Genomic DNA, 24,106 nt, shown 5'->3' on the forward strand with positions numbered 1-24,106 from the left:
TCAAATATCGCCAGACACCATTGAAAACTTGGAATGAACGTTTGATATAAAAAGAAATGATCTAAAAGTTCTATATGAATTATTGGTCAACCTTTAATTAAGCTTCAATAAGAAACAAAGGAGTATGACTCTTGGAATCATGCTCCTTTGTTTGATTTAAGGTTGAATATGATATGTTATTTTAAAACGCTTTTTTTGTGATTTGCTCATAAACATCTAGCACTTGATAGTAGATTTTAGTCATTCTATAATTTTAGTCATCCTATAATTTAACCATCCTATAATTTTAGTCATCCTAAAATCTCAGTATTAACTTACTTTTACACATACTCATCCACGTATTGTTCGAATTCTTCCATCGACATCAAGATCTTTCTTGGTTTCGTCCCCTCTTCTGGACCAACTACGCCAGCATCGGATAACTGCTCCATAATTCTTGCTGCACGATTGAATCCAATCTTGTATACACGTTGAAGCATACCAATGGAGGCTTTATCTTTTTCAATAATAAACTTACCAGCTTCTACAAAATACTCATCCCTATCATTACCACCACTTGCGCTGCCCGTAGCAGATGAAACCTGAGCATTCTTAATTTTATCATTGACTTCCTCATTATAGGTGATTTGGTGATTCTGACCCTTTAGGAATTCAACAACTGCACTTACTTCCTTATCTGATACAAATGCACCTTGCACACGCACTGGTTTTGGATAACCGGATGGGAAGAATAGCATGTCACCTTTACCAAGAAGTTTTTCTGCTCCAGATCCATCCAATATTGTTCTAGAGTCGATTGCAGAGGAAACTGAGAAGGCGATTCTTGAAGGTACATTTGCCTTGATTAAGCCGGTAATAACGTTAACCGATGGTCGTTGCGTCGCAATGATTAGATGAAGTCCTGCTGCTCTTGCCATCTGAGCCAAACGACAGATTGCATCCTCTACTTCTCCAGGAGCAACCATCATTAGGTCTGCAAGCTCGTCTACAATAATAACTATCTGTGGTAACTTCGTAAATGCTGGATCATTAAGATGTGCAATCTCTGCAACCTTTTCATTATATCCCTTTAAATCCCTAACACCATATTCCGCAAACTTCTTGTATCTGTCTGTCATCTCCATAACAGCCCAATTAAGTGCTGCGGAGGCTTTCTTAGGATCTGTTACAACAGGGATTAATAAGTGCGGAATACCGTTATATACACTAAGCTCTACGACCTTTGGATCAACCATAATTAATCTTACATCCGCTGGATTCGCTTTATATAAGATACTCATAATGAGTGTATTAATACAAACCGATTTACCAGAACCTGTCGCACCTGCAATCAAAAGATGAGGCATCTTTGCAATATCTGTAACAACAGCCTGACCACCGATATCCTTACCAACAGCGAACGCAATGTCCGAAGGGTGGCTGTTAAATTCTTTTGTTTCAAGAAGCTCTCGTAACATAACCGCGGAATTCTCTTTGTTAGGAACTTCAATACCAACGGCTGCTTTCCCTGGAATTGGAGCTTCAATTCGTACATCTGCAGCTGCTAAGTTTAGTTTAATATCATCGGCTAAACCAGTAATCTTACTAACCTTAACCCCCTGCTCTGGCTGCAACTCATATCTGGTTACTGCAGGACCACAACTTATATTCGTAATGGTTACACGAACACCAAAGCTCTCTAACGTTTTTTGTAACTTCATAGCGGTTTCTTTTAAGTCTTTATCTGTCATTCCCCTCTGATTTACTTTCGGTTTCCCCAACAAATCAATTGGAGGAAATTCATACTTCTTTTCTTGTTCTACCTTTTGATCAACGGATAATACTTCATCTAAACCACCCTCAGTCTTTTCTGCCTTAGGCTTTACTTCCTTTTCCGTAGGATTACCCTCAGCCATAGGGGAAGTTGAATCAGTGGATGTTTCGAAACGATTTGATCCAGATATCGAATCATTCTGATCTTTTGGTTCCTTGTTACCTTCTTCCTTGTGAAATTCTGTTTGTGCGTTACGTGGCTTTATACTTTTCGCTTCATAGGAAATGTTATTCTCTATCGGATTAATACCTTCAATATCTTCATTCTGTCCAAACTTTCGATTTAATTCTTCCTCATAGATTGAATTAACTTCCTTTAGCATATCTTCCGATGGAGAAAAATTTACGTCTGGAATAACTCTATCTTTCTGTTCTGACTTGATTTCGGTCATCTCAAACATAGAAACCGGTTCTTCTTCTCTTTCTTTCTTCTGATTTTGCTTTTTATCTTTACCTCTCCGTTTTAGTTCTTCTAAAAAGCTAGCAGAACCATTATCTATCTCATCGTCCCCAATATTATCCTCGTCGTCATCCTCTTCAAAAAAGGATTTTACTTTCTCACTAGCCTGCTTCTGTAGAGTGACAATTCTTGGTTTTCTACGCTCTTCGCCATAAGTTTCATCCTCCAAATCAAGCTGTTTATATTCTTTTGCATAGCTGTCTCTCATCTCACGATGATTATTTATCTTTTGCTCTCCCTTTTCCCTCATTAAAGTTAATAATGCTTTTCCTGTAATAAATATAAAGCATAAAAGAAGTATCACAATAAGAATGATGACAGATGCTATCGTACCAAACAGTGGACATAAGATCGAGACTAGTGTTCCTCCGATCAGACCACCACCGTTAAAATTATTAGCACTTTGAATAAAATAATCAAAGAACTTCGTTCCTTCTTTATATCCTTCAATCATTTGGATTAAAGAGGTTAATGCAAAAATTAAAACAATACTGCCAACTATTTTTCTTTTCGCAATTGCGCTACCACGATTCGAGATAGCAAAAGCAATAAAGAAGAATAATGCAAACGGGAAGACATATGTAAAATGACCTAGCATTCCAAAGAAAAAGTACTTAATCTTCTTACCAACTGGGCCACACAAGTCAAAATTACTTAACAAAAGTAAAAGTGATGTTAACGCTGTGACGATTAAAACAACTTCGTCACGAATCGTTTCATTTTCTTTTTGATATTCTTGTTCCTGTCTACTTCTTTGGTTGTTTGAGGATCGGCTCCCTGTTTGCTTTCCCTTCATCTGATTCGTTCGATTCGATTTACTCGTCTTTGTTTTTGACGATGCTTTTCTTTGTGGCTGTTTAGAACGAGTCCCTGTTTGTTTTGAAGCCATGTTACTCCTCCTTTTTTCTTATTTTTAATCTACATATTATTTTTTTACTATCTGGTTATAGAACATTACTAGATAAAATTCTAATTCCATAAAAAACAATAGACCGCACGAAACACGAGCGCCCTATTGCTCTTCCTAGGATTGTTCAATACACTCCTAAAAATATTATAACTTTAATTACTTTATCTTGCAAGTAAGAAATACCCTGCTACGATAGCACCAAGGACAATTCTGTACCAGCCAAATACCTTGAAGTTGTTCTTTTTGATATAACCCATTAAAAACTTAATCGCAATAATGGATACGATAAATGCAGTAAACATACCGGTTATTAAAGCAACTATTTCAGCACTAGTGAATGTAAATCCAAATTTCAATAATTTAATAAAGCTTGCACCAAACATAACTGGAATTGCTAAGAAAAAGGTGAATTCAGCAGCTACGTAACGGGATGCCCCAAACAACATTGCCCCAATAATAGTAGCACCAGATCTTGATGTACCCGGAATCATTGCGAGTAGTTGGAAGATACCAATAAATAATGCCATCTGATATGTAATATCGGATAACTTCGCAATCTTAGGTTTTCTTCCTGCATTACGATTTTCAATTACAATGAATAAGATACCATATATAATTAATGTTGCAGCTATCGTCTGAGGGTTAAAGAATAATTCTTCAATCTTCTCTTCAAATGGTATCCCAATAACAATTCCCGGAATACAAGCCACCACTATTTTAAACCATAGAGAAAAAGTGTCCTTTTTAATATAATTTTTCTCCTGCTTTGAAAATGGCCATAGTTTCTTAAAAAACAATACTACTACAGCAAGGATAGCACCTAATTGAATTACAACATTAAACATTGACATAAATTTTTCACTTAAATTTACATTAAGAAATTCATCCACTAATAATAAATGGCCTGTACTACTAATCGGTAGCCATTCCGTGATTCCTTCGACAATGCCAAGAAATATGACTTTTAACAATTCAATAAAATCCATCGTTCTTCTCCAATCTGATTACTTAATCTATGATATTCTAACATATCGGATGATGCAAAACAAGAAAGATTATCTATTTTAAGAAAAACCTGTTGTTTAGCTTTTCTATAATCTGACAGGAAAGAAAAGAAATCATAAAAAACTGACAATAAGAGTCGTTAATACTTCCTATTGTCAGTTATGATTTTTACTGCTGTTTTACCACACCATTGTTGTTATTGTTACCCTAGTAACTAGCACACCTCAGCAGCACTGCATCTTCTACATTATCAGAATCTTACATTATTGTTTTCTTTCCTCTATCATTTGATGAAGTTTATCTACCGCCTGCCGAATACCACCAACTTCATTGATTATACCTTCTGCTACTGCTTTATCGCCTACAAGAATTGTCCCTAGGTCTTTTGATAACATACCGGTATTTAACATCAGCTCTTCCAGACGCTCTTTTTTAATCCTGGAATGACTGGAAACAAAACCTACAATTCTATCTTGGATCAACTTAAAGTAATCATAGGTCTGAGGTGCTCCAATTACCATACCTGACATTCTAACCGGATGTACAATCATCGTACCGGTCGGAACGATAAAAGAGTACTCGGTTGCAACAGCAAGTGGTACCCCAATTGAATGACTATCGCCTATCACGAGGGAAACGGTTGGCTTACTTAAAGAAGCTATCATTTCCGCAAGTGCTAATCCGCAGGATACATCTCCACCAACCGTATTAATTAAGATTAATAATCCGTCTGTCTCTGTATCATCTTCAATGGTAGCTAATTGGGGTAATAGATGCTCGTATTTGGTGGTTTTTGTATTTTGAGATAAACATTCATGTCCCTCGATTTCCCCTATAATAGAAAGTAAATGAATCTTATGATTTTTCCCATTATCCTCTAAGGTAGTCTGACCATAGTCTTGAATTTTTTGATCTTTTAATTTTTCATTTTCCTTCTTCGTATTATCTTCGTCTAATCTTTCTTTCTTAATATTCCCCTTCTCTTGCTTAACATTTGAATTTTTTTGTGTATTCTTTGCATCGTCTACTTTTATCGTCTCTTTATCATTTGCTTTATCTGTTGCTTTATCTGTTATTTTATCTGTTGCCTTATCTATTATTTTATCTGTCTCTTTCTCTACTACTTTCTCATCCTTTTGTTTCTCTTGCCGTACCGTATCTATCGAACTCTCTTTTAAAGAATTCATATTAACCGTATCTTTGACAGACTCACTATTCTCTGGTTGAATCTGTTGTTCACTGTCATATAAGATAAAATTCACTTCACTCATTTAAGTACACCTCTTTCAAAAATGCATTTCTTAAATATTGTTTGGTGATTTGAACCTTTCTATACACCGTAAACAGAATAAGAAAACTTTCGATTATCAAAACTCTCATAACATTAGTAACATAAATAGCTTCATGAATATAAATTATCCTTAATAAAAATAGCTCTATACCTAGAATGAACGAAAATAAAAATTCCGTATCAACACTTGATATAGAGCTTAAAATATATAAAAAATTATAGTGTAAGTATACTAATGCCTATTATTCCACACAATCTAGAGCTTGCTTGATATCTGAAATAATGTCTTCCACATCTTCAATTCCAATACTCATACGTATCAGATCAGCACTAACACCGGCTGAAATTAACTGTTCATCAGATAATTGGCGGTGTGTAGTACTTGCAGGATGAAGGACAGAAGTTCTTGCATCCGCAACATGAACAACGATAGCAGCTAATTTAAGCTGATCCATAAACTTCATTGCCGCTTCTCTTCCACCACGTACACCAAAAGATATGACTCCACTCGTACCATTTGGCATATACTCTTTTGCTAGAGAATAATATTTATTTCCCTCTAGGGAAGGATAGTTTACCCAAGTTATCTTATCATTCTCAGAAAGCCATTTTGCTACCGCAAAGGCGTTTTCACAATGACGTTTTACTCGAAGATGTAAGGTTTCTAACCCAAGATTTAATAAAAATGCATTGTTTGGAGAAGGCATTGCACCCATATCTCTCATTAACTGAGTCCTTGCTTTCGTAATAAAAGCAGCTTTACCCGCAAATTCTGTATAAATCACTCCATGATAGGATTCATCTGGAGTTGTTAAGCCTAAGAACTTTCCATTATTCCAATCAAAGTTACCACCATCAACGATAACCCCGCCCAAAGCAGTCGCATGTCCATCCATATATTTCGAAGTAGAATGAAGAACAATATTAGCTCCGAATTCAAATGGGCGACAATTGATTGGCGTTGCAAACGTGTTGTCAATGAATAGTGGCACCCCATTTTGATGTGCTACCTCTGCCCATCTTTTCAAGTCGATTACAACTAAGGATGGATTCGCCAAAGTCTCTGCAAAGTATAGTTTTGTATTCTCCTTACAAGCAGCCTGCAACTCTTCTTTCGTAGCGTCTGGATTTACAAAAGTTACATCAATTCCTAATCTCTTTAAGGTAACAGCAAGAAGATTTGTAGTACCACCATAGATAGCAGCGGATGATACAATGTGATCTCCAGAACTACAGATATTTAGTATTGCTAGTAATGTAGCAGATTGGCCAGAAGAGGTACACATTGCTCCAACGCCGCCTTCTAACGCTGCGATTTTCTTTTCCACACAATCAACGGTTGGATTTGCAAGTCTAGTATAGAAAAACCCATTCTCTTGTAAATCAAAGAGTTTTCCTACAGTATCAGCAGAATCGTATTTAAACGTTGTGCTTTGACAGATTGGAAGAACTCTTGGTTCGCCATTCTTTGGTGTGTATCCTGCTTGTACACATATCGTTGATAACTTATTATACTCCATATTCTATTCCTCCTATATGTAAGACGGGACCTTAAAATAGTAATTCCTTCTGTATTAAAAGGAATCGTATTGTAAGGTATCAGCTTATCCTCACAGCTTTTTTACTGTCCCGATCCTTTCTCTTTCTTTGTATTTTTATTCCACCATTTTCATAGTAACACTTAAAATTATCATCGGACTAAGTCTTTGTATTAGGTTTTATGAGAAACAATTTCTGATATTCCCTTTTTAACGTAGAGAAACGGATTCCATTCTCTGAACCGATCACACATAAACTCGCAGAACTATCTCCCCAAACTTTATGCGCAAATCGATTAATATCGTCAGTGGATAATCGATTTAATTCCTCGATAACCTCATCCAAAGTTTTTACATACCCTCGAACCAAAATACTTTTTGCATTGGAATTCATGCGGGCTTTTGCGCTTTCACTGCCTAAAATATATTCGGTCTTTACTTGTGCTTTGTGAGTATCTAGTTCTTCTTTCGTAATTGGTGTTGTTAAAAAATCTTCCATTACAAGTTTTGTTTCACGTAGTACACGTGAAGCCTGCTGTGGATTTACTGTGATATCCAAATGAAACAGACCTGTTTTTTCAAAAGAGCTTCCATAAGAATAGATAGAATATACTAAAGATAACTCTTCACGAATACGTTGAAATAATCTAGAATTATTACTTCCACCTAACATAGAATTTACAACTGCAAATACAACGGACTCCTCCGAACCAAGAGGTATCGATGGAAACGCAAGGTTGATATGTAATTGCTCATTATCTTTGTGCCTTTGACAAAAACAAGTATGATAACTTGGTATTTCATCTTGATTCTTTTGATATTTTTCTTCATAGGGAGCTAGTAAGAGCTCCTGCTTTTTTTTCTTTAGTAGAGTTAGGGAGTTAGATGCTTTCGGATTCGTACCACGTATGCCACCAAAACACTTTTCTAACTGCTCCATTAGCTCGTTTTCTGAAAAATTACCTGCTACTGAAATTACTATGTTCTCAGCGATATAGTGTTTTTCCATAAAATCAACGAGCTGCATTCTAGTAAAAGAGCGAACATTTTTCTTTGTTCCCGAAATGATATAACCAAGAGGATGATCTTTAAAAACATTCTGCTGCAGTATCTCATGTACCATATCATCTGCAGAATCCTCATACATATCAATCTCTTCATAGATAATCCTTTTTTCTTTTCTTAAATCCTCTTCTAATAACAAGGAATTGCATAACATATCTGCAATTAGTTCGACTAAGGTTGGTAAGCTTTCTGTTATCGTTGTACCATAATAACAGGTTTGCTCCTTACTTGTAAAAGCATTCACATCATCGCCGATTGAAGCAATAATATCTGCTATCTCTTTTGCCGATTTTGATTTTGTACCTTTAAACAGCATATGTTCAATCATATGAGAGATTCCGTTGTTTTCTTTGTTCTCTTTCGCAGAACCAACCCGAATCCATACACCAAAGGAGACCGTCCTTAGATAGGAAAGCTCCTCGGTGACTACCTTTATTCCATTTTGTAATACTTTTACTTTAACCATAGTTAATTAACCCCATTCCTACGCATCTTTTACGCACTAGAAGTTTATGCTAAGGATTGCGCCAAGCATAAACTTCCTAAGTGAAAGAATTTATCAGGATAGTTGCAATCTGTTGCACACATAAATGTAGTGTAACAAATCCACTTGAAAATGACAAGATAATTCCTTATGATTTACGCAGTAATAACCGCATTTCGATCTGTTTTAAGTGTCATTAGTTTATCTCCATGAGATACATAACTAAATCGCTTCACTAATAATAGTTGTCCTTCCTGATAAGAGGATAACTCCATCTTTAAATGATAAGTACGGTTTCCTTTCCGTATTAGTCCTTGTGTAAATTGACATAGTTGCTCACCAATTCCGATGTAAGCTCCTTGTGCAGACTTCATAGTGAATACTTCCGTTTGTAAGACTTCATCTTCTTTTAATACCGATAAAAGAACTTCTACTCCAGTATCTGATTGGATAAAAACCATATTAGGATTTTCTGCTTGCCATGTAATTCGTCCATTCATAGGAGCATATACCTTGTCATCAGCAGGTGCTATAATAACTCCTGGATAATCTAATCCATTCTCTTTGGCATCAATCTCATTTTCTGCTGCTACACCCATTTCTCCATTGCATGGGGAAAATATCATAAACATCTTATTCTTTCTTTCGTTTTCCATTTTCTTAAGTATTTCGTCCGCTTCCTGTTGTTTTTTTTCTTGCCACATCGTCTCTTCTGCCACTCGGTCTGGATGATTACGTCGATGAGATACCCTTGCACCATCTAATCGCTGATTTCCCGTTGATTTATCTGCCGTTTCTATCGTACCTCCAGCTACCGATGTTACTTTTTTCGCCTGATTTTCGCCTCCTTGGGCAACCTTCGTCGGCTTTTTGTTTGCTGGTAGATCCCTCATTTTCTTGCTCTTTCGTTCCTTCTTGTTATAATGAGTACCATGTCGTTTTCTAAAAACTAAAAAAGCAATTACCATAAAAACCAATACTGCAAGAGAAATACCACCGACCCATATCGCTATATAATCATACTGTGTCATAATAACCTCCAGAAAATATATTAATATACAATTTCATATCACTACAGTTTTAAGAGCGTATGGCAATAGTATTCCATTTTTATGGTATTTCATACAAATAATAGCTTATTGATTCATTGATTCATTTTCTATTCAAAGCAATAATGGAATTGAAACAAAAGTATGTATTGTGGGTAGTATGGGGTAGGTTCAATTTTCTATTTCAACTGTGATAACCCCACCATTATTAGAACATTAAACTGAACTTTGTTAATATCCCATCGCTTCTTTTACTTCTAAAGCTTTCTCGGTGGAAGTCAGCATTTGTAATAATTGAAAAGCCACGTCTGGCGCTGTCTTTGGGCACGAGGAAGTTATAATATTATCATCAACGACAAGCCATTCATCTCCAAGCGCAATCCCAAAATTCGCAAGTTCATCTCTCTTATACATCAATAAATGGACTAAATTCCATTGTTTCAAATGCATTTAAACATAAAAGTAATATTTTCATTCCATTTACCTCTCTACAAAATTCTAATTTAATGCTTTTTTTAATATTCCTTAATCTCAACCTTCGTGCCATGCTTCAAGATAAATTTATGGAAATAAAATTCATCTATTTTTACGATTATTCAAAACTCAGAAGAAAATGGCACTAGGATGCTAATCCTAATGCCATTTTGTCTACAGTCTGAGGAATCAGCAAGCTGATTCTTTTTTATGCGCTTATAAAACGCGTAACTAAACGCGAAAATTTAATTCTCTTTGTAATCCTTGATGCTAAAGCTGATACGACCCATCTTATCCTTACCAAGGCATACAACTTTTACCATATCTCCTAAGGTTAACACGTCTTCTACGTGGTTGATTCTTTCTTTACTAATCTTAGAGATATGAACCATACCTTCTTTGCCAGGAGCAAACTCTAGGAATGCACCAAATTCTTTGATGCTGATAACTTTACCTTCGAATACCTGACCTTCTTCAAAATCAGTTACGATGGTACGAATCATATTGATTGCCTTATCCATCATATCCTTGTCTGTTCCACATACAGATACAGCACCTTCATCATTAATGTCTATCTTAACTCCGGTCTGATCGATAATTGCATTGATTGTTTTACCTCTCTGACCTACAACATCACCGATCTTCTGAGGATCAATCTGAATCTGTACAATCTTAGGAGCATATTTACCAACTTCAGTTCTTGGCTCTGCAATTACTGGAGTCATGATGTCATTGATAATATATTCTCTAGCTTCCTTGGTTCTCCTAATCGCTTCTTCAATGATTGCTCTTGTTAAACCATGAATCTTAATATCCATCTGAATTGCAGTGATACCATCATGAGTACCAGCAACCTTAAAGTCCATATCACCGAAGAAATCTTCAAGTCCCTGAATATCTGTTAATACTAAATAATCATCATCAGTATCACCAGTAACTAAACCACAGGAAATACCAGCAACCTGTTTCTTAATAGGAACACCAGCTGCCATTAAAGATAAGGTGGAAGCACAAACACTCGCCTGAGAAGTAGAACCGTTCGATTCCATTGTCTCAGATACGGTACGAATTGCATATGGGAACTCTGCTTCACTTGGAAGAACAGGTACTAAAGCTCTCTCTGCTAATGCTCCATGACCAATCTCACGACGTCCTGGTCCTCTACTTGGCTTTGTCTCACCAACCGAATAGGATGGGAAGTTGTAGTGGTGCATATATCTCTTACTTGTTTCAGCTTCATCAAGACCATCTAATTTCTGTGCCTCTGATAAAGGAGCTAATGTAGTTACCGTTAATATCTGAGTTTGTCCACGAGTAAACATACCGCTACCATGAACTCTTGGAAGAAGATCTACCTCTGCTGCAAGCGGACGAATCTGGTGGATTGCTCTACCATCTGGACGTTTATGATCTTTTAGTATCATCTTACGAACTGTCTTCTTCTGATATTTATAAACTGCTTCATCAATTAATGGAAGCCAGTCTGGATTGCTTTCTTCAAAACTTTCCGCTAACTTATCTTTAATTGCACGAATATTTTCTTCTCTAACCTGCTTCACATCGGTAAATACTGCTTCTTCCATCTGTTCTGGAGTAACTATTGCTTTCATAGCCTCAAACATCTCTTCTGGAATTTCACAGCTAATATAGCCATGTTTTTCTTTACCGCATTCAGCCACGATCTTATCGATAAACTGAATTACTTCTTGATTAACCTCATGAGCAGCAAAGATAGCTTCAATCATCTTATCTTCTGGTACTTCATTAGCACCTGCTTCAATCATGATAACTTTATCTCTCGTGGATGCTACTGTTAACGCAAGATCAGATACTGCCTTTTGTGCAGCAGTTGGATTAAATACGAGTTCTCCATCTACAAGACCAACTTGAGTCGTTGCGCATGGTCCATCAAATGGAATATCAGAAATTGCTACAGAAATAGCAGAACCAAGCATTGCAGTTAACTCTGGACTACAATCTGGGTCTACAGACATAACGAGATTGTTTAATGTAACGTCATTACGATAATCTTTTGGGAACAACGGTCTCATCGGACGGTCAATCACACGAGAAGTTAAAATTGCATTTTCACTTGCTTTACCTTCTCTCTTATTAAAGCCTCCTGGTACCTTACCTACTGCGTATAACTTTTCTTCATATTCAACGCTTAATGGGAAGAAATCAATTCCCTCTCTTGGCTTATCAGATGCTGTAGCTGTAGATAATACTACAGTATCGCCATAATGCATAAATGCAGCACCATTTGCCTGCGCTGCTACCCTGCCAACATCAACACTTAATGTTCTGCCAGCAAGTTCCATGGAAAAACTTTTGTACATATTGTAATCTCCTTTAATTAATATATGAGAACTTTTGTCCTCTTGTGGAGATTCCGAAACAACTGAAAACCTCACTACTACACCCTATCCTTAAGGAGTAATGGTTTTTTCAGAAGTCTCGGGAAATATCTCCACGTTACTCTACTCATGGGTCATTATTAGCCCATATTTATCCATAGGATAACCCACTTCTCATAATTATAACACTCCCCCCATGAAAATGCTACTAAATTTTCGATAATAATATCATTCTCATATTTTTCTATATGAAATATATCAATTATCTATTATTATTTTACAAAGAAAATGACTATCTCCTACCGTATCCGTACACATTATTCATATAATATCACGCTATCATAGATCTATAGTAATAGTTTTCTCCCTTTTGATCCTACTTACTCATGAATAAAACAATCTCTTATCTCAGCTGCCATATATAACGACCCAATGGCACAGATAATGTCATCTTCTCTAGCATCTCTTAACGCTGCCATAATACCTTCTACTGGTGATGTATAGGAAGAAACAAGTGGGTGGTACTTCGATAACTCTTCTGCCAGTTGAATTGATGGCAACGCTCTTGAATTTTTTGGAGTCACAGTAATAAATCGTTTCGTAAGAGGAACCAGATATGGAATCATCCCTTGATAATCTTTATCAGCCAAAACACCAAGAATCACAGTTGCTTTTTTCCCTTGAATGAATTGTTTTAATACTTCAGCGAATGCTTCAACACATTGCACATTATGGCCACCATCTAAGATAACTAAAGGTTTTTTACACAAAACCTCAAATCTTCCTGGCCAAGTAACATAAGATATGCCTTCCGTGATAGCATTTGGTGAAACTTTATATCCTAACATTTGCAACTGTGATATGACCTCAAGGACTACGGCTGCATTCTTCCTTTGATGCTCTCCAATCAAAGATAAGGAAAGGTTTGTGTTTTGTTTATAAGAAAATTTTTGTCCAGATAGATTCTCCTGATGAAGTTTTAAATTAGAAAAATCTGCAACGATCAGCCTACTATGTCTTTCTTCGCATCGGATTTTTATTACTTCTTCTACTTCTTTGGTCTGCTCATAGCTTATAACAATTCCATTTTCTTTTATAATACCAGCCTTCTTACAGGCAATTTCTTTGATTGTTTTTCCTAAATAATCGACATGATCAATACCAATATTAGTGAATACCGATACTAAAGGGGTTTCTATCACATTCGTAGCATCAAGTTCGCCACCTAAACCAACCTCTAATACTACCAAGTCACAATTAGTTTCGTAAAAATACTGAAATGCCATCGCGGTAGTAAGCTCAAATTCTGTAGGTATCTCATCTAGCATTAAGTATGAGGAAAAATCTTTCACCTTCTTACAAACTTTAGCAAAGTCTTCGTTACTTATTACCTGTCCATTGATTTGAATCTGTTCATTTTCTGTCTCTAAAAAAGGTGAAGTAAATAGTCCCACTTTATACCCAGCACTGCGTAGGATGGAGGATAACATCTTACAAGTGGATCCCTTACCATTCGTACCTGCAACGTGTATAAATTTTAATTTCTTTTCTGGATGATTCATGTAATCTAATAGTTTGTCTAAGTTTTTAAGTGACAGTTCTCCAGTATTTCTCTTGTAACTTCTCAGATATCTAATTGCTTCTTGATAATTCATATCCGTTCCTCGCTTCCTTCGCAATCCTTATCCCTAATAAGGAAATCGCCAGTTGACCACCCTTTCAGTCATTATAATGCCTGAAGACTTTCTTTTGTAGCAGAAAACATTGGAATATCATTCCTTAGCATTTTACATATCATGCAACAAAAAAAGCTGCAGCCGTCTTTTGAGATATCCTACTTTGCTAGCAGTTGATTTTCAAAAGACTGCGCCACAGCCTATGACATCCGTATCAACAATATCAGTCCATCATCCGGACGTTCTATTGTTCTAACAAGGAAAAAAGAAACTAGTCCACTCCTTGTTTTGAATAAAAATTACATAATCACAATTACTTTCTTAATGATTGGAACAAGTGTTTTACTTAAAACATAAGTCACACTAATGATAACAATTGACATTACTACAGATTGAATGGATCTTACTGAGATTAATCCCCAGAAGGTTGACTTACTTGATATAATCGAAAGCCAATAAGAGTTAAGCAGTAAACCACAAACAAACTGTGTAACAACCGCCGCACCAACAATGTTCGGTAAACTTTGCTTCTTATGAAGAAATAATCCATAGAGGAAACCGCTAATCAATGCAGTAAGGGTGAACCCTGGAAAATATGCTCCTATCGGGAATGCTATCGCACCTACAAAATCGGCGCAGGCTGCAACTGTTGCACTGGCGATTGGTCCATATAATATTGCTGCAATCACTACCGGGATAAATCCAAAGGAAAATCGTATGTTCCATTGCTGTAATGATAAAAATCTAGCAAAAACAACCTTAATGGCTACCAATAAGGCAAGTATTAACATAGTTTGTACTGTAAATAACTTTTTTCCATTTTTGAATTTGTCTAATTTACTATTTTTGTCTTGATTCAGCATAAAGCACCTCCTTTCCTAGCCACCTTTCGTCATGCTATTCCATAGCTATGCTTAAAGCATTACTATTTCATAACTAACTATCAAATAGCTATATTTGTCTCGCAACCTATTACATGCATTCTAAAAAAGAATCCATGTTTTGCTACAACAAAAGGAGATCTTTTTTTGTAGCAGCGGGATGCGAATTTTGTACCGCAAGTTATACTTTTCGTTCACGCAGCAACTCCCCGTCTGCCTGACACTTAACGCACAAAATCCTACTCTGCAACAATATTTGCTCATCGACAAAGTAATTCTATCATAGCCTTTTCTAGAATACTATTAGTAAATTACACAATTTTTACGAAGATAAAACGAAAACTTTGTATGAAATATATTCCTAAGCAACGATATTCCTTAACCATTTCTTCTTGCGATATCTTGGAACCCCAAGTGCCATTTTATAGATCTCTTCCGATAATACCATTGCATACACCGCTTCGATTGGAAGGTGAAATACTAAGCCTCCTAGAAATGCCATCGGAATTCCTATAAACCAAACGCCAGTGACATCAAGAAAGAGTGCAGCTTTGGTATCTCCGCCACTTCGTAAGATACCAACGATATTAACCGTATTAAATACTTTGAAAAATAAATAAGCAAGGAACACCAAAAGACACCTTCGAATTGATGCAGAAACAACTTCTTCCATTTGAAATACCGCAATCAGAGGATTCATGAAAACTAAACCGAGTGTAATAATTGCTACCGTTAACATCGCTTGCAGTATTAAGATGTATTTTGCATGATGCTCTGCTTCCTTTAATTTTCCTGCACCAAGTTCATTCCCAAGTATTACTGCTGTCGCATTACTGATTCCTAAAAAAACAACCTGTAATATCTGTTCAATATTTTGAGTGATTGTAATGGCAGCCATTGCATTATCGCCCATTCTACCATAGGCAAGGGAATACATTGTAATTCCAAGCCCCCACATAAACTCATTCATAATAACCGGAGACACATTTTTAAAATAGATGGAATATAAATTTTTCTCATAAAAGAAAAGGTGTGATAATCGAATTGAAACTGGACTTTTTTTAATATAAACAAGTAATATCATTGCAACAACTTCTACGATTCTTGCAATCAGGGTAGCTAACGCCGCTCCTTCTACACCTAACTCTGGAAAACCAAGCTTACCAAAAATCAGAGCATAGTTTAAGATAACATTAGTCACTATTGCGATACAGCTAATCACGACTGGTAGTTTTACCCGATTCACACTTCGAAGTGCAGACATAAAAACCTGGGTAATTGCTGTTAGCACATAACTAATACATACTATCTTTAAGTATTTTGCACCAATTAGTATTGTTGGTTCACTGTTCGTAAAGATACTCATTACAAAATGAGGCTTAAGTAACGAGACAAGGCTAAATAAGAAAGCACTCACAACACCAATCAGCATAGATAACCCAACCACTCGCTTGATGTTTTTTATATCTCTCATCCCCCAATACTGAGATGTCAAGATGCAAGACCCACTGCAAATTCCAAATAATAATAGGCTCACTACGAAAAATATCTTATTTGCAATACCTACTGCTGCTACTGTCGTCGTATCAAGACGGCTAATCATAAGGGTGTCAACAAAATTTAGAACATTGTTTAGAAGCCCTTGTAATGCTATTGGTATTGCTATCATTGCTGTCTTTTTAAGAAAAGCTTTATCCTGCTTCATTTCGTGTATTAATTTCATATTTTTCTCCATTTAATTAATATTTGGTGTTTTGATGGCCTTATTTACAATATCCTATCAACAACAAAAAGATGCTTCGCAAACTTTACCTTATCAAAATTCAAAAAGAGACTGTACCAAAGTACAGTCTCCAGATTGCTTAATTATTACTTTCTTAAGCCTAAGCGAGCGATTAACTCACGATATCCCTCAACATTAGTTTTCTTAAGGTACTCAAGTAAACCTTTTCTCTGGCCTACCATCTTAAGAAGACCTCTTCTAGAATGATGATCCTTTTTGTTGTTCTTTAAATGCTCTGTTAACTCAGCAATTCTCTCAGTTAAAAGTGCAATCTGAACCTCAGGTGAACCTGTGTCATTCGCATTTCTACCATATGCGTTAATAATCTCTTGCTTTTTTTCGCTGCTAATCATGGATTAGTCCTCCTTATAATTATAATCGCCATATACTAAGAGATTGGTCGGAGTGTCCAAATTCTGAGTATAGGCTGTATTACACATCAAAAATAATACCATAGCAATTCCTACTTGTAAAGGGGCAACTTACGAATTTGCCAATAAGTTTTCCTCTCCAACTTCTTCTGGATCTTGATCCAAGATGGAAAATGCAATATTCGTTCCATGATCTGCAACACGTTCCATATTAGATAATAAATCAGAAAATACCATACCAGTCTCTGCATCACATGCATTTTTCGTAAGACGAGCGACGTGGTTTTGTTGGAAACGTCGTTCCATACTATCGACAGTATTCTCTAATTCTAATATTTCTTCCAAATGTTCTCTCGTCCTTTTTTCAAACATTTCAATGGAATAGGATAATAACTTCTGTACCACCAATGACATTTGATTAATTTCATCCACTGCTTCTTTGCTAAATTGCAAATTATCTTCTATTGATTGTCTTGCAAAGTCAGCAACATTTTCAGCATGATCACCGATTCTCTCAATATCATTTACAACATGGAAAAGACTAGCTAATGCCTTACGGTCATCAATTGGTAAAGAATGTTGATTGGCACTTACCAAATAATTTGTAATCTCTCGATTTAAATAATTAATAGCTTTCTCTGTTTCATATACCTCAGAGATTTGTTTTTCATCTCTAGTTAATAGCCCAGAAAGTGCTGTTGACATATTTAAAAAGGTTATTTGAGCCATACGAACAATTTCGTTGATTGCATTTGGCACCGCTGCAGATGTTTGAAAACTACCATGATCAGTAATATATTCTAAATGCATATTATCAACTTTCTTATCTTCGCCAGGCACGATCAAAGTAGCCATTTTAACAATAAATTTCGTAAATGGGAAACAAATCACTACCTGGAATACCTTAAAAATCAAGTGTGTATTTGCAACTTCTCTCGCTATCGTATGACTAACCCCGTCTACGATTTCCTGTGGGTTCCCACCAGATATTGCAACGATAAAGTCTTTCACCTGTCCTTCAAAGAATAGTAAAATAACGAATATTATGAAGGATCCAAAAATATTTACTAACAAATGAATCCATGCAGCTCTTTTTGCAGTTTTTTTACTACCAATACTTGCAAGTAACGCAGATACACAAGAGCCCATATTACAACCAAGGATTATATAAAAACATATATTTAAAGGAATTAACCCCTGAGAAGCCATAACTAATACGATACCTACTGTTGCTGAAGAACTCTGTATAATTGCTGTAATCACGAAGCCAACTAAAACAGCTAGGAATGGATTATCCATAGAAGCAATCAAATGCATAACTTGCTCGGAAGAACGAAGGGAATCCATACTTCCAGACATAATACTCATGCCAAAGAATAACATGCCAAATCCTAAGACAACTTCGCCGATTCTTTTTACCATCGGCTTCTTAATAAACATTACCATACATACACCTAGCATTAAGAATACTGGTGCAACAGCTGATAAATTGAATGCAATTAATTGTGCTGTGACCGTTGTTCCGATATTCGCACCAAGAATTACTCCTGTTGCTTGCATTAGGTTTAACAAACCGGCATTTACAAAACTGACAACCAATACAGTGGTGGCACTAGAGGATTGTACTACCGCGGTAAATAAAATACCGACTACCATTCCAACAAACTGGTTTTTTGTACACATCTCTAGTATACTTCGAAGTCTAGCTCCTGCAGCCTTTTCTAGGCCATCACTCATAAGTTTCATACCGTATAAAAATAGGCCAAGACCAGCGATAAGCGCTAGTATACTCTCCATTTTCATGTGACGTCTTCTCCTTTGAAATAAATGTGTCTTTTAAACTCTCACTTCTTAACTTTAATATAACCTCTAACAAGTTACAAGTATAATTTTAAAGTTCGTCAATTTACATTGTTTTTACTCAATTTATATCTATATTTTACATATAATCACGATTTTATTATTTTAGAGTGACTTATTCTCTTCCACATTACTCCATGTTAGCCATTCATGAATAAAGACTGTCATATAATTACAACAGTCTACTAACTTTATCTATTGTGCTTTTAAAAAGCTCCTTCATTAGCAACTTCACCCCTGCTACGATAAGTTTCTCCGAAAGGTTGGCAAATCCAAGCAAAAAAGCTGGTTCGTCTGGTTGATAATCTGTAATATAATGCTTACTTAATGGATACAATTCTATTTGTTGCTTACGTGCTTTGTTAATAATTTCTTGTTCTGTTAATGAAGTATGAAAACTTACTACAATATGAAGACCAGCATTCTCACCTGTAATAGAAATTCTATCTTCATATAGTTTTAGCTCACGAAGTAGCAAATCATGCTTCATTTTGTAGCGTTTTCTCATCTTGTTGACGTGTCGCTCAAAATACCCTCCATTTAGGAATTCACAAACAATCGCCTGATCAATTCTTGATACCGTAGAAGCATAAAAAGAATACTTTTCTTTATAAATCTGATATAGCCTCTGTGGCAATACCATATATCCCATACGAATGGCAGGAGCTATCGCACGAGAAAAGGTTCCAAGATAAATTACTCGATCATTTTCATCAATTCCTTGTAAGGAAGGAATCGGTTTTCCTTTATAACGAAACTCCGAATCATGATCATCTTCAATAATATATCGATCATTCCCTTTCGCTGCCCACCTCAATAGCTCAAGCCTACGCTTAATTGGCATAACAGCTCCTAATGGATACTGATGGGATGGAGTAACATAAACAATCGTAGCATCCGTTTCCATTAATTCTTCAATACTTATTCCATCTGAATTCACAGTGATTGGTCGAATTGGATAAGGTACTCCTTGAAAGATGCGATAAGCACGTTTATATACCGGATTTTCCATAGCGATAATTTGCTCATTACCAAGGATCTGAGATAATAAAACCAATAGATAATCTGCACCTGCTCCAACAATAATTTGGGATGCATCGACTTTCACACCACGGGAGCTATGAAGATATGCCCCAATTGCTTCTCTCAGGGAAAGATCACCTTGATTCTCCCCAAGTAGGAACAGGGATTGATTCATATCGTTCATACATTGATTACTGAGCTTTCTCCAGGTAGAAAACGGAAATTCTGAGAGATCCACTGCAAATGGCGAAAAATCATAGATTAATCGTTCCACTTTCTCCACTTTTTCTTTACTATGAGATTGTTTTCTCTCAGTAATTCGAATTAAATCAGCAATTCCTTGAACATAATACCCGCTCTTTGGTACAGATTCAATATACCCTTCCGAGATTAACTGCTGATAGGCAAGCTCCACTGTGCTCCTACTAATTTGCAGACTTTGCGCTAAATTACGCGAAGACGGCAATTTTGTAGCCACAGGTAACTTGCCTGTTTTTATCTCTCTTTTTATATATTCATAAATTTGTTCATATAAGGGTATTTTACTACCTAAATTGAGTGGAATTATCAGCATGATTACCTCGATTCCTGCACATAGTTTGCGCAAAAGCTTGCTATTAAAATACAGAAATAAATTACTTTTGAATTCACTTCATCTTCACTGATTTCCTACATAAGTCCCTTTTGGTTAGCAAAAAAATCTTTTACATTTTCAATATCTTGTTGCACTTTTTGTTTAAGTTCTTCTACTGAGTTGAATTTAGTCTCCGGACGTTCATAGCGGTAGAGCTCAACTTCTATTGATTTACCATAGAGGTCACCAGTAAACCCAAAGATATGTGTTTCGACGCCAAGCGATTGCCCTGCACCGACTGTCGGCTTATATCCTATATTTGTCACACCGAAATAAGTATTGCCTTGGAATTTGATGCTAGATGCATAAACACCATTTGGCGGGAGCAATTTATGGGTTGCTGGAAGTAGATTTACCGTTGGAACTCCAATTGTTCTACCGATTTTATTACCAGTAACAACGGTTCCCATAATGGTATATGGATGTCCTAACATCTCATTCACAGATTCCATCTGTCCATTTTTAAGCTCTTCTCGTATTCTGGTACTGCTAATCACCTTATCATGATAAGTTAGTTTTTCACAAATCACAAGCTTGTACCCATAAAGATCAGAGTACTCTTTAAGCATCGCTGCATCGCCTTTTCGTTTCCTACCAAAACGATAATCTGTACCAATAACAATAGCCTTCGCATCTAGTTTACCAATCAGAACTTCTTTAATAAAGTCCTCAGGTTCCATAGAAGCAGTCTCTTCTGTAAATGGATAAGATATCAATACTTTTGGTCCTAACCTCGATAACAGTTCCTTTTTTTCTTCTTCTGTATAGATTAAGTCAATCTCTTTTTCGGAGAACAGATTACCTGGATGATAATCGAAAGTAAACATCACGGATGTTAACCCCTGTTGTTCAAATTTTGCTAGTTCAGAAAGTAAGTATTGATGCCCACGATGCAAACCATCAAATTTACCAAGTGTGACACATGTATTATGATATTTAAATTCTGTACTTCCGTAGATGTATTCCATGTTATTTTGCTCCCACTTTCTAACAACTATAAAAACATTTTCACCGGTTGATAGCAATTCTTCCTTTTATCGTATTCATAAATACCAGTAAAGACATCTTCGCTGTCATAAACCCGAATCTTATCTATATTATTATGATTACTATCATTTTCCCAGGTTATATTTTCTTCCTTTAGTTGATTTCCATTATAAAGAAGTTTACAAGCTTCCTTTTTTACTACAACTTTTGGCATTGATAAAAATAACTGATCAACTGGTAACATCACCTGATCAAGTGTTTGTGTCTTTACACATTCTTCAATTTCCGCAAGTCTTAAGGCATTTTCTAGTGTAAAAATACTTACTTTGGTTCGAATCAATGATTTCATGCATCCGCCACATTGAAGTGCTTCACCAATATCTCTGCATAAGGAACGAATGTAAGTACCTTTGGAACAAGAAACTCTCATTCTTACTTCTTGCACCACATCCGAACAATCATAAGATGGAGTCACTTCAAGTATCTCAATTGCATGTATTGTAACAGTTCTTGGTTTTCGTTCTATCACTTTACCTTGACGAGCAAGCTCATATAATTTCTGTCCATTGACCTTTAATGCAGAATACATTGGTGGTATCTGATCGTATGTTCCAATAAACTGCTCTATCACTTCTAACACCCTGTCATACGTTGCGGTTACTGGTCTTCTTTCTAGTACCTCTCCCGTCATATCTTCCGTGTCTGTTGTAATTCCCAAGGTTAAAACCGCTTCATAAACTTTATCCTTGTCCGTTAACATATCGCAAAGCTTTGTGGCATTTCCAACGCATACAGGAAGCACTCCTTCTGCATCTGGATCGAGTGTACCTGTATGGCCAATTTTCTTCTGCTTTAATATACCCCTTAGTTTAGCACAGACATCAAAGGAGGTAAAACCTTTTTCCTTATATACATTTATGATACCGTTCATAATACCCCCATTAGCTAACCTTAGTAAATTGTATAAAAAATTGAATCTACATATTTCACACTGCCCCTGCGGTTTTTAACTGATGTTCAATTCCTAACGTAAGATTATTAATTACGTCGTGTAACGATCCCTTCATACTGCAACCGGCCGCCATTTTATGACCACCGCCTCCAAAGAAAACAGCAATCTTACTTACATCAACTATTCCATTAGAACGCATACTTACTTTATATTCCTGCACATCGTCCTCACGTAGAAAGATAGCTACCTCAACTCCTTTGGTAATTCGAAGTTGATCAATGACACCATCCATATCCGAGGGTACAACATTATAAAAATTCTGTGCTCTCTTGCTAATACTAGAAACAATAATTTTGCCATCTAATAATAAGATACTTTCCATCAAACAACGTCCTAATATTTGATTTTGAACATATGTCTTTTGATAAAAAGTTTCATCTATTATTTTGTTTGGAGTAGCTCCAAGCGTAATCAATTTTCCAGCAATCGACATCGTTTTTTCAGTCGTATTGGAATGCTTAAAAACTCCTGTATCATGTACAATGCCAAGATACAAAGCTTCTGCTGTCGCTTTGCTAATCTTATCAAACTCAAACAAATCAAATAGAACTTCACAAGTGGAGCTAGAATCTGCAACCACCAAAGTAACACCAGCAAAACCGGTGTTACTTATATGGTGATCGATATTCACTGATTTTTTTGCCTGGATTGCGTAATCTTTCGCAGCTCCCAAACGGTCTAAGCTACCGCAATCCAATGCAAAAAACAAATCGTAAGGCTCCTCTTCTTTGTATTCTGATTGGATACAATTCGAGGAAGTTAAGAAGCGGAAGGGCTCTGCTATTGGCTCTAAATGAAGGTCAATTTTTTTAGTTCCCTCTGCATTATAATTTTCTTCTAAATAGTTATATAATGCCAAACAAGAACCTGTGCAATCCCCATCCGGACGAAGATGTCCTGTGATTCCAATTCTATTTGCTTTTCGAATGTCTTCTTCAAAACGTTTCATGAAAAGCCTCCTTACTACTCATCCTCATTCATTGTCTCATCTTCGGACTCTAAGGATTCCTCTAAATTTTCTTCGTCTGACGCTTTCTGATTACCTGCATTTAATTCATTAATTAATTTTGACATGGAAACGCCATACTCAATTGATTGATCCACAACAAATAGAAGTTCTGGTGTATTTCTTAAATTAATACCACGAGCAAGCTGTCCGCGTAAGTACGGAGCAGCGCTCTTTAGTCCGGCAAGAGTATCCTTTTGTGATTGTTCATCACCTAAGACACTAATATACACTTTTGCAGTTTTTAAGTCTGGTGCAACTTCTACTGCAACTATACTTGTCATTGGATTAATTCTAGGGTCCTTCAGTTCTCTTGATATGAGCATACTAAGTTCTTTTTGAACCTCTTGATTTATTCTAGTGTTCTTAATACTGTTCTTTCTCATTCTAACTTCCATTCTGGCACTTATAATGCCGTTTCATAACGA

The 24,106-nt window shown here is 36.2% G+C and carries 18 protein-coding genes and 1 riboswitch; all 18 genes read right to left on the minus strand.

The window, feature by feature from the left end; all coding sequences use genetic code 11:
• Positions 1 to 320: 320 nt before the first annotated feature.
• Positions 321 to 3,161, minus strand: a complete 2,841-nt coding sequence (locus CC92_RS0104795) for a DNA translocase FtsK (RefSeq protein WP_029504145.1) — start codon at positions 3,159 to 3,161, stop codon at positions 321 to 323.
• A gap of 182 nt (positions 3,162 to 3,343) precedes the next feature.
• On the minus strand, positions 3,344 to 4,168 hold the full coding sequence (locus tag CC92_RS0104800) for an undecaprenyl-diphosphate phosphatase (protein ID WP_029504143.1): 825 nt from the start codon (positions 4,166 to 4,168) through the stop codon (positions 3,344 to 3,346).
• A gap of 282 nt (positions 4,169 to 4,450) precedes the next feature.
• Positions 4,451 to 5,158 (minus strand): ClpP family protease, encoded by a 708-nt coding sequence (locus CC92_RS0104805; RefSeq protein WP_242841395.1) that lies wholly within the window; start codon positions 5,156 to 5,158, stop codon positions 4,451 to 4,453.
• Between the two features lie 562 nt (positions 5,159 to 5,720).
• Positions 5,721 to 6,998 carry an O-acetylhomoserine aminocarboxypropyltransferase/cysteine synthase family protein gene (locus CC92_RS0104810; RefSeq protein WP_029504141.1) on the minus strand — a complete coding sequence of 426 codons (1,278 nt, stop codon included), beginning with the start codon at positions 6,996 to 6,998 and terminating at the stop codon, positions 5,721 to 5,723.
• Positions 6,999 to 7,176: 178 nt separating this feature from the next.
• Positions 7,177 to 8,547, minus strand: a complete 1,371-nt coding sequence (locus tag CC92_RS0104815) for a M16 family metallopeptidase (RefSeq protein WP_051650834.1) — start codon at positions 8,545 to 8,547, stop codon at positions 7,177 to 7,179.
• 173 nt (positions 8,548 to 8,720) lie between these two features.
• Entirely contained in the window at positions 8,721 to 9,596 is an 876-nt protein-coding gene (locus CC92_RS0104820; protein ID WP_029504138.1) for a PTS sugar transporter subunit IIA, read from the minus strand.
• 249 nt (positions 9,597 to 9,845) lie between these two features.
• The gene (locus CC92_RS0104825) at positions 9,846 to 10,031 is read right to left on the minus strand and encodes a hypothetical protein (protein WP_197035779.1); all 186 of its coding nucleotides are present in this window, start codon (positions 10,029 to 10,031) and stop codon (positions 9,846 to 9,848) included.
• Between the two features lie 302 nt (positions 10,032 to 10,333).
• Entirely contained in the window at positions 10,334 to 12,427 is a 2,094-nt protein-coding gene (locus CC92_RS0104830) for a polyribonucleotide nucleotidyltransferase (protein WP_029504136.1), read from the minus strand.
• 398 nt (positions 12,428 to 12,825) lie between these two features.
• Positions 12,826 to 14,100, minus strand: coding sequence for a bifunctional folylpolyglutamate synthase/dihydrofolate synthase (locus CC92_RS0104835; RefSeq protein WP_029504135.1), 1,275 nt, complete (start codon positions 14,098 to 14,100; stop codon positions 12,826 to 12,828).
• Positions 14,101 to 14,420: 320 nt separating this feature from the next.
• A complete protein-coding gene (locus tag CC92_RS0104840) occupies positions 14,421 to 14,984 on the minus strand; it encodes a folate family ECF transporter S component (RefSeq protein ID WP_156037020.1) in 564 nt (187 codons plus the stop codon).
• A gap of 169 nt (positions 14,985 to 15,153) precedes the next feature.
• Positions 15,154 to 15,251: riboswitch (THF riboswitch) on the minus strand.
• A 112-nt stretch (positions 15,252 to 15,363) separates the two neighbouring features.
• Positions 15,364 to 16,725 (minus strand): MATE family efflux transporter, encoded by a 1,362-nt coding sequence (locus CC92_RS0104845; protein WP_029504132.1) that lies wholly within the window; start codon positions 16,723 to 16,725, stop codon positions 15,364 to 15,366.
• A gap of 146 nt (positions 16,726 to 16,871) precedes the next feature.
• Positions 16,872 to 17,138, minus strand: a complete 267-nt coding sequence (gene rpsO / locus CC92_RS0104850) for a 30S ribosomal protein S15 (protein ID WP_029504130.1) — start codon at positions 17,136 to 17,138, stop codon at positions 16,872 to 16,874.
• Positions 17,139 to 17,267: 129 nt separating this feature from the next.
• Entirely contained in the window at positions 17,268 to 18,959 is a 1,692-nt protein-coding gene (locus CC92_RS0104855; protein WP_029504129.1) for a Na/Pi cotransporter family protein, read from the minus strand.
• Positions 18,960 to 19,188: 229 nt separating this feature from the next.
• Positions 19,189 to 20,613 carry a PLP-dependent aminotransferase family protein gene (locus CC92_RS0104860; RefSeq protein ID WP_081841926.1) on the minus strand — a complete coding sequence of 475 codons (1,425 nt, stop codon included), beginning with the start codon at positions 20,611 to 20,613 and terminating at the stop codon, positions 19,189 to 19,191.
• Positions 20,614 to 20,708: 95 nt separating this feature from the next.
• Positions 20,709 to 21,641, minus strand: coding sequence for a bifunctional riboflavin kinase/FAD synthetase (locus tag CC92_RS0104865; protein WP_029504127.1), 933 nt, complete (start codon positions 21,639 to 21,641; stop codon positions 20,709 to 20,711).
• Positions 21,642 to 21,667: 26 nt separating this feature from the next.
• Complete coding sequence (truB, locus tag CC92_RS0104870) at positions 21,668 to 22,594, minus strand: tRNA pseudouridine(55) synthase TruB (RefSeq protein ID WP_029504126.1); 927 nt, start codon at positions 22,592 to 22,594, stop codon at positions 21,668 to 21,670.
• Positions 22,595 to 22,646: 52 nt separating this feature from the next.
• Complete coding sequence (locus tag CC92_RS0104875; RefSeq protein ID WP_029504125.1) at positions 22,647 to 23,621, minus strand: DHH family phosphoesterase; 975 nt, start codon at positions 23,619 to 23,621, stop codon at positions 22,647 to 22,649.
• 14 nt (positions 23,622 to 23,635) lie between these two features.
• Positions 23,636 to 24,064, minus strand: coding sequence for a 30S ribosome-binding factor RbfA (gene rbfA / locus CC92_RS0104880; protein ID WP_029504124.1), 429 nt, complete (start codon positions 24,062 to 24,064; stop codon positions 23,636 to 23,638).
• Positions 24,065 to 24,106: the final 42 nt, after the last annotated feature.

Origin of the sequence: Lachnoclostridium phytofermentans (assembly GCF_000733755.1) — a bacterium.
Classification (GTDB): Bacteria; Bacillota; Clostridia; order Lachnospirales; family Lachnospiraceae; genus Lachnoclostridium; species Lachnoclostridium phytofermentans_A.

Excerpts from the sequence above, each read along its gene's own strand:
- CC92_RS0104795 (WP_029504145.1), bottom strand. The coding sequence starts at position 3,161 with ATGGCTTCAAAACAAACAGGGACTCGTTCTAAACAGCCACAAAGAAAA.
- CC92_RS0104800 (WP_029504143.1), bottom strand. The coding sequence starts at position 4,168 with ATGGATTTTATTGAATTGTTAAAAGTCATATTTCTTGGCATTGTCGAA.
- CC92_RS0104810 (WP_029504141.1), bottom strand. The coding sequence starts at position 6,998 with ATGGAGTATAATAAGTTATCAACGATATGTGTACAAGCAGGATACACA.
- CC92_RS0104815 (WP_051650834.1), bottom strand. The coding sequence starts at position 8,547 with ATGGTTAAAGTAAAAGTATTACAAAATGGAATAAAGGTAGTCACCGAG.
- CC92_RS0104820 (WP_029504138.1), bottom strand. The coding sequence starts at position 9,596 with ATGACACAGTATGATTATATAGCGATATGGGTCGGTGGTATTTCTCTT.
- CC92_RS0104830 (WP_029504136.1), bottom strand. The coding sequence starts at position 12,427 with ATGTACAAAAGTTTTTCCATGGAACTTGCTGGCAGAACATTAAGTGTT.
- CC92_RS0104835 (WP_029504135.1), bottom strand. The coding sequence starts at position 14,100 with ATGAATTATCAAGAAGCAATTAGATATCTGAGAAGTTACAAGAGAAAT.
- CC92_RS0104840 (WP_156037020.1), bottom strand. The coding sequence starts at position 14,984 with ATGCTGAATCAAGACAAAAATAGTAAATTAGACAAATTCAAAAATGGA.
- CC92_RS0104845 (WP_029504132.1), bottom strand. The coding sequence starts at position 16,725 with ATGAAATTAATACACGAAATGAAGCAGGATAAAGCTTTTCTTAAAAAG.
- rpsO (WP_029504130.1), bottom strand. The coding sequence starts at position 17,138 with ATGATTAGCAGCGAAAAAAAGCAAGAGATTATTAACGCATATGGTAGA.
- CC92_RS0104855 (WP_029504129.1), bottom strand. The coding sequence starts at position 18,959 with ATGAAAATGGAGAGTATACTAGCGCTTATCGCTGGTCTTGGCCTATTT.
- CC92_RS0104860 (WP_081841926.1), bottom strand. The coding sequence starts at position 20,613 with ATGCTGATAATTCCACTCAATTTAGGTAGTAAAATACCCTTATATGAA.
- CC92_RS0104865 (WP_029504127.1), bottom strand. The coding sequence starts at position 21,641 with ATGGAATACATCTACGGAAGTACAGAATTTAAATATCATAATACATGT.
- CC92_RS0104875 (WP_029504125.1), bottom strand. The coding sequence starts at position 23,621 with ATGAAACGTTTTGAAGAAGACATTCGAAAAGCAAATAGAATTGGAATC.
- rbfA (WP_029504124.1), bottom strand. The coding sequence starts at position 24,064 with ATGAGAAAGAACAGTATTAAGAACACTAGAATAAATCAAGAGGTTCAA.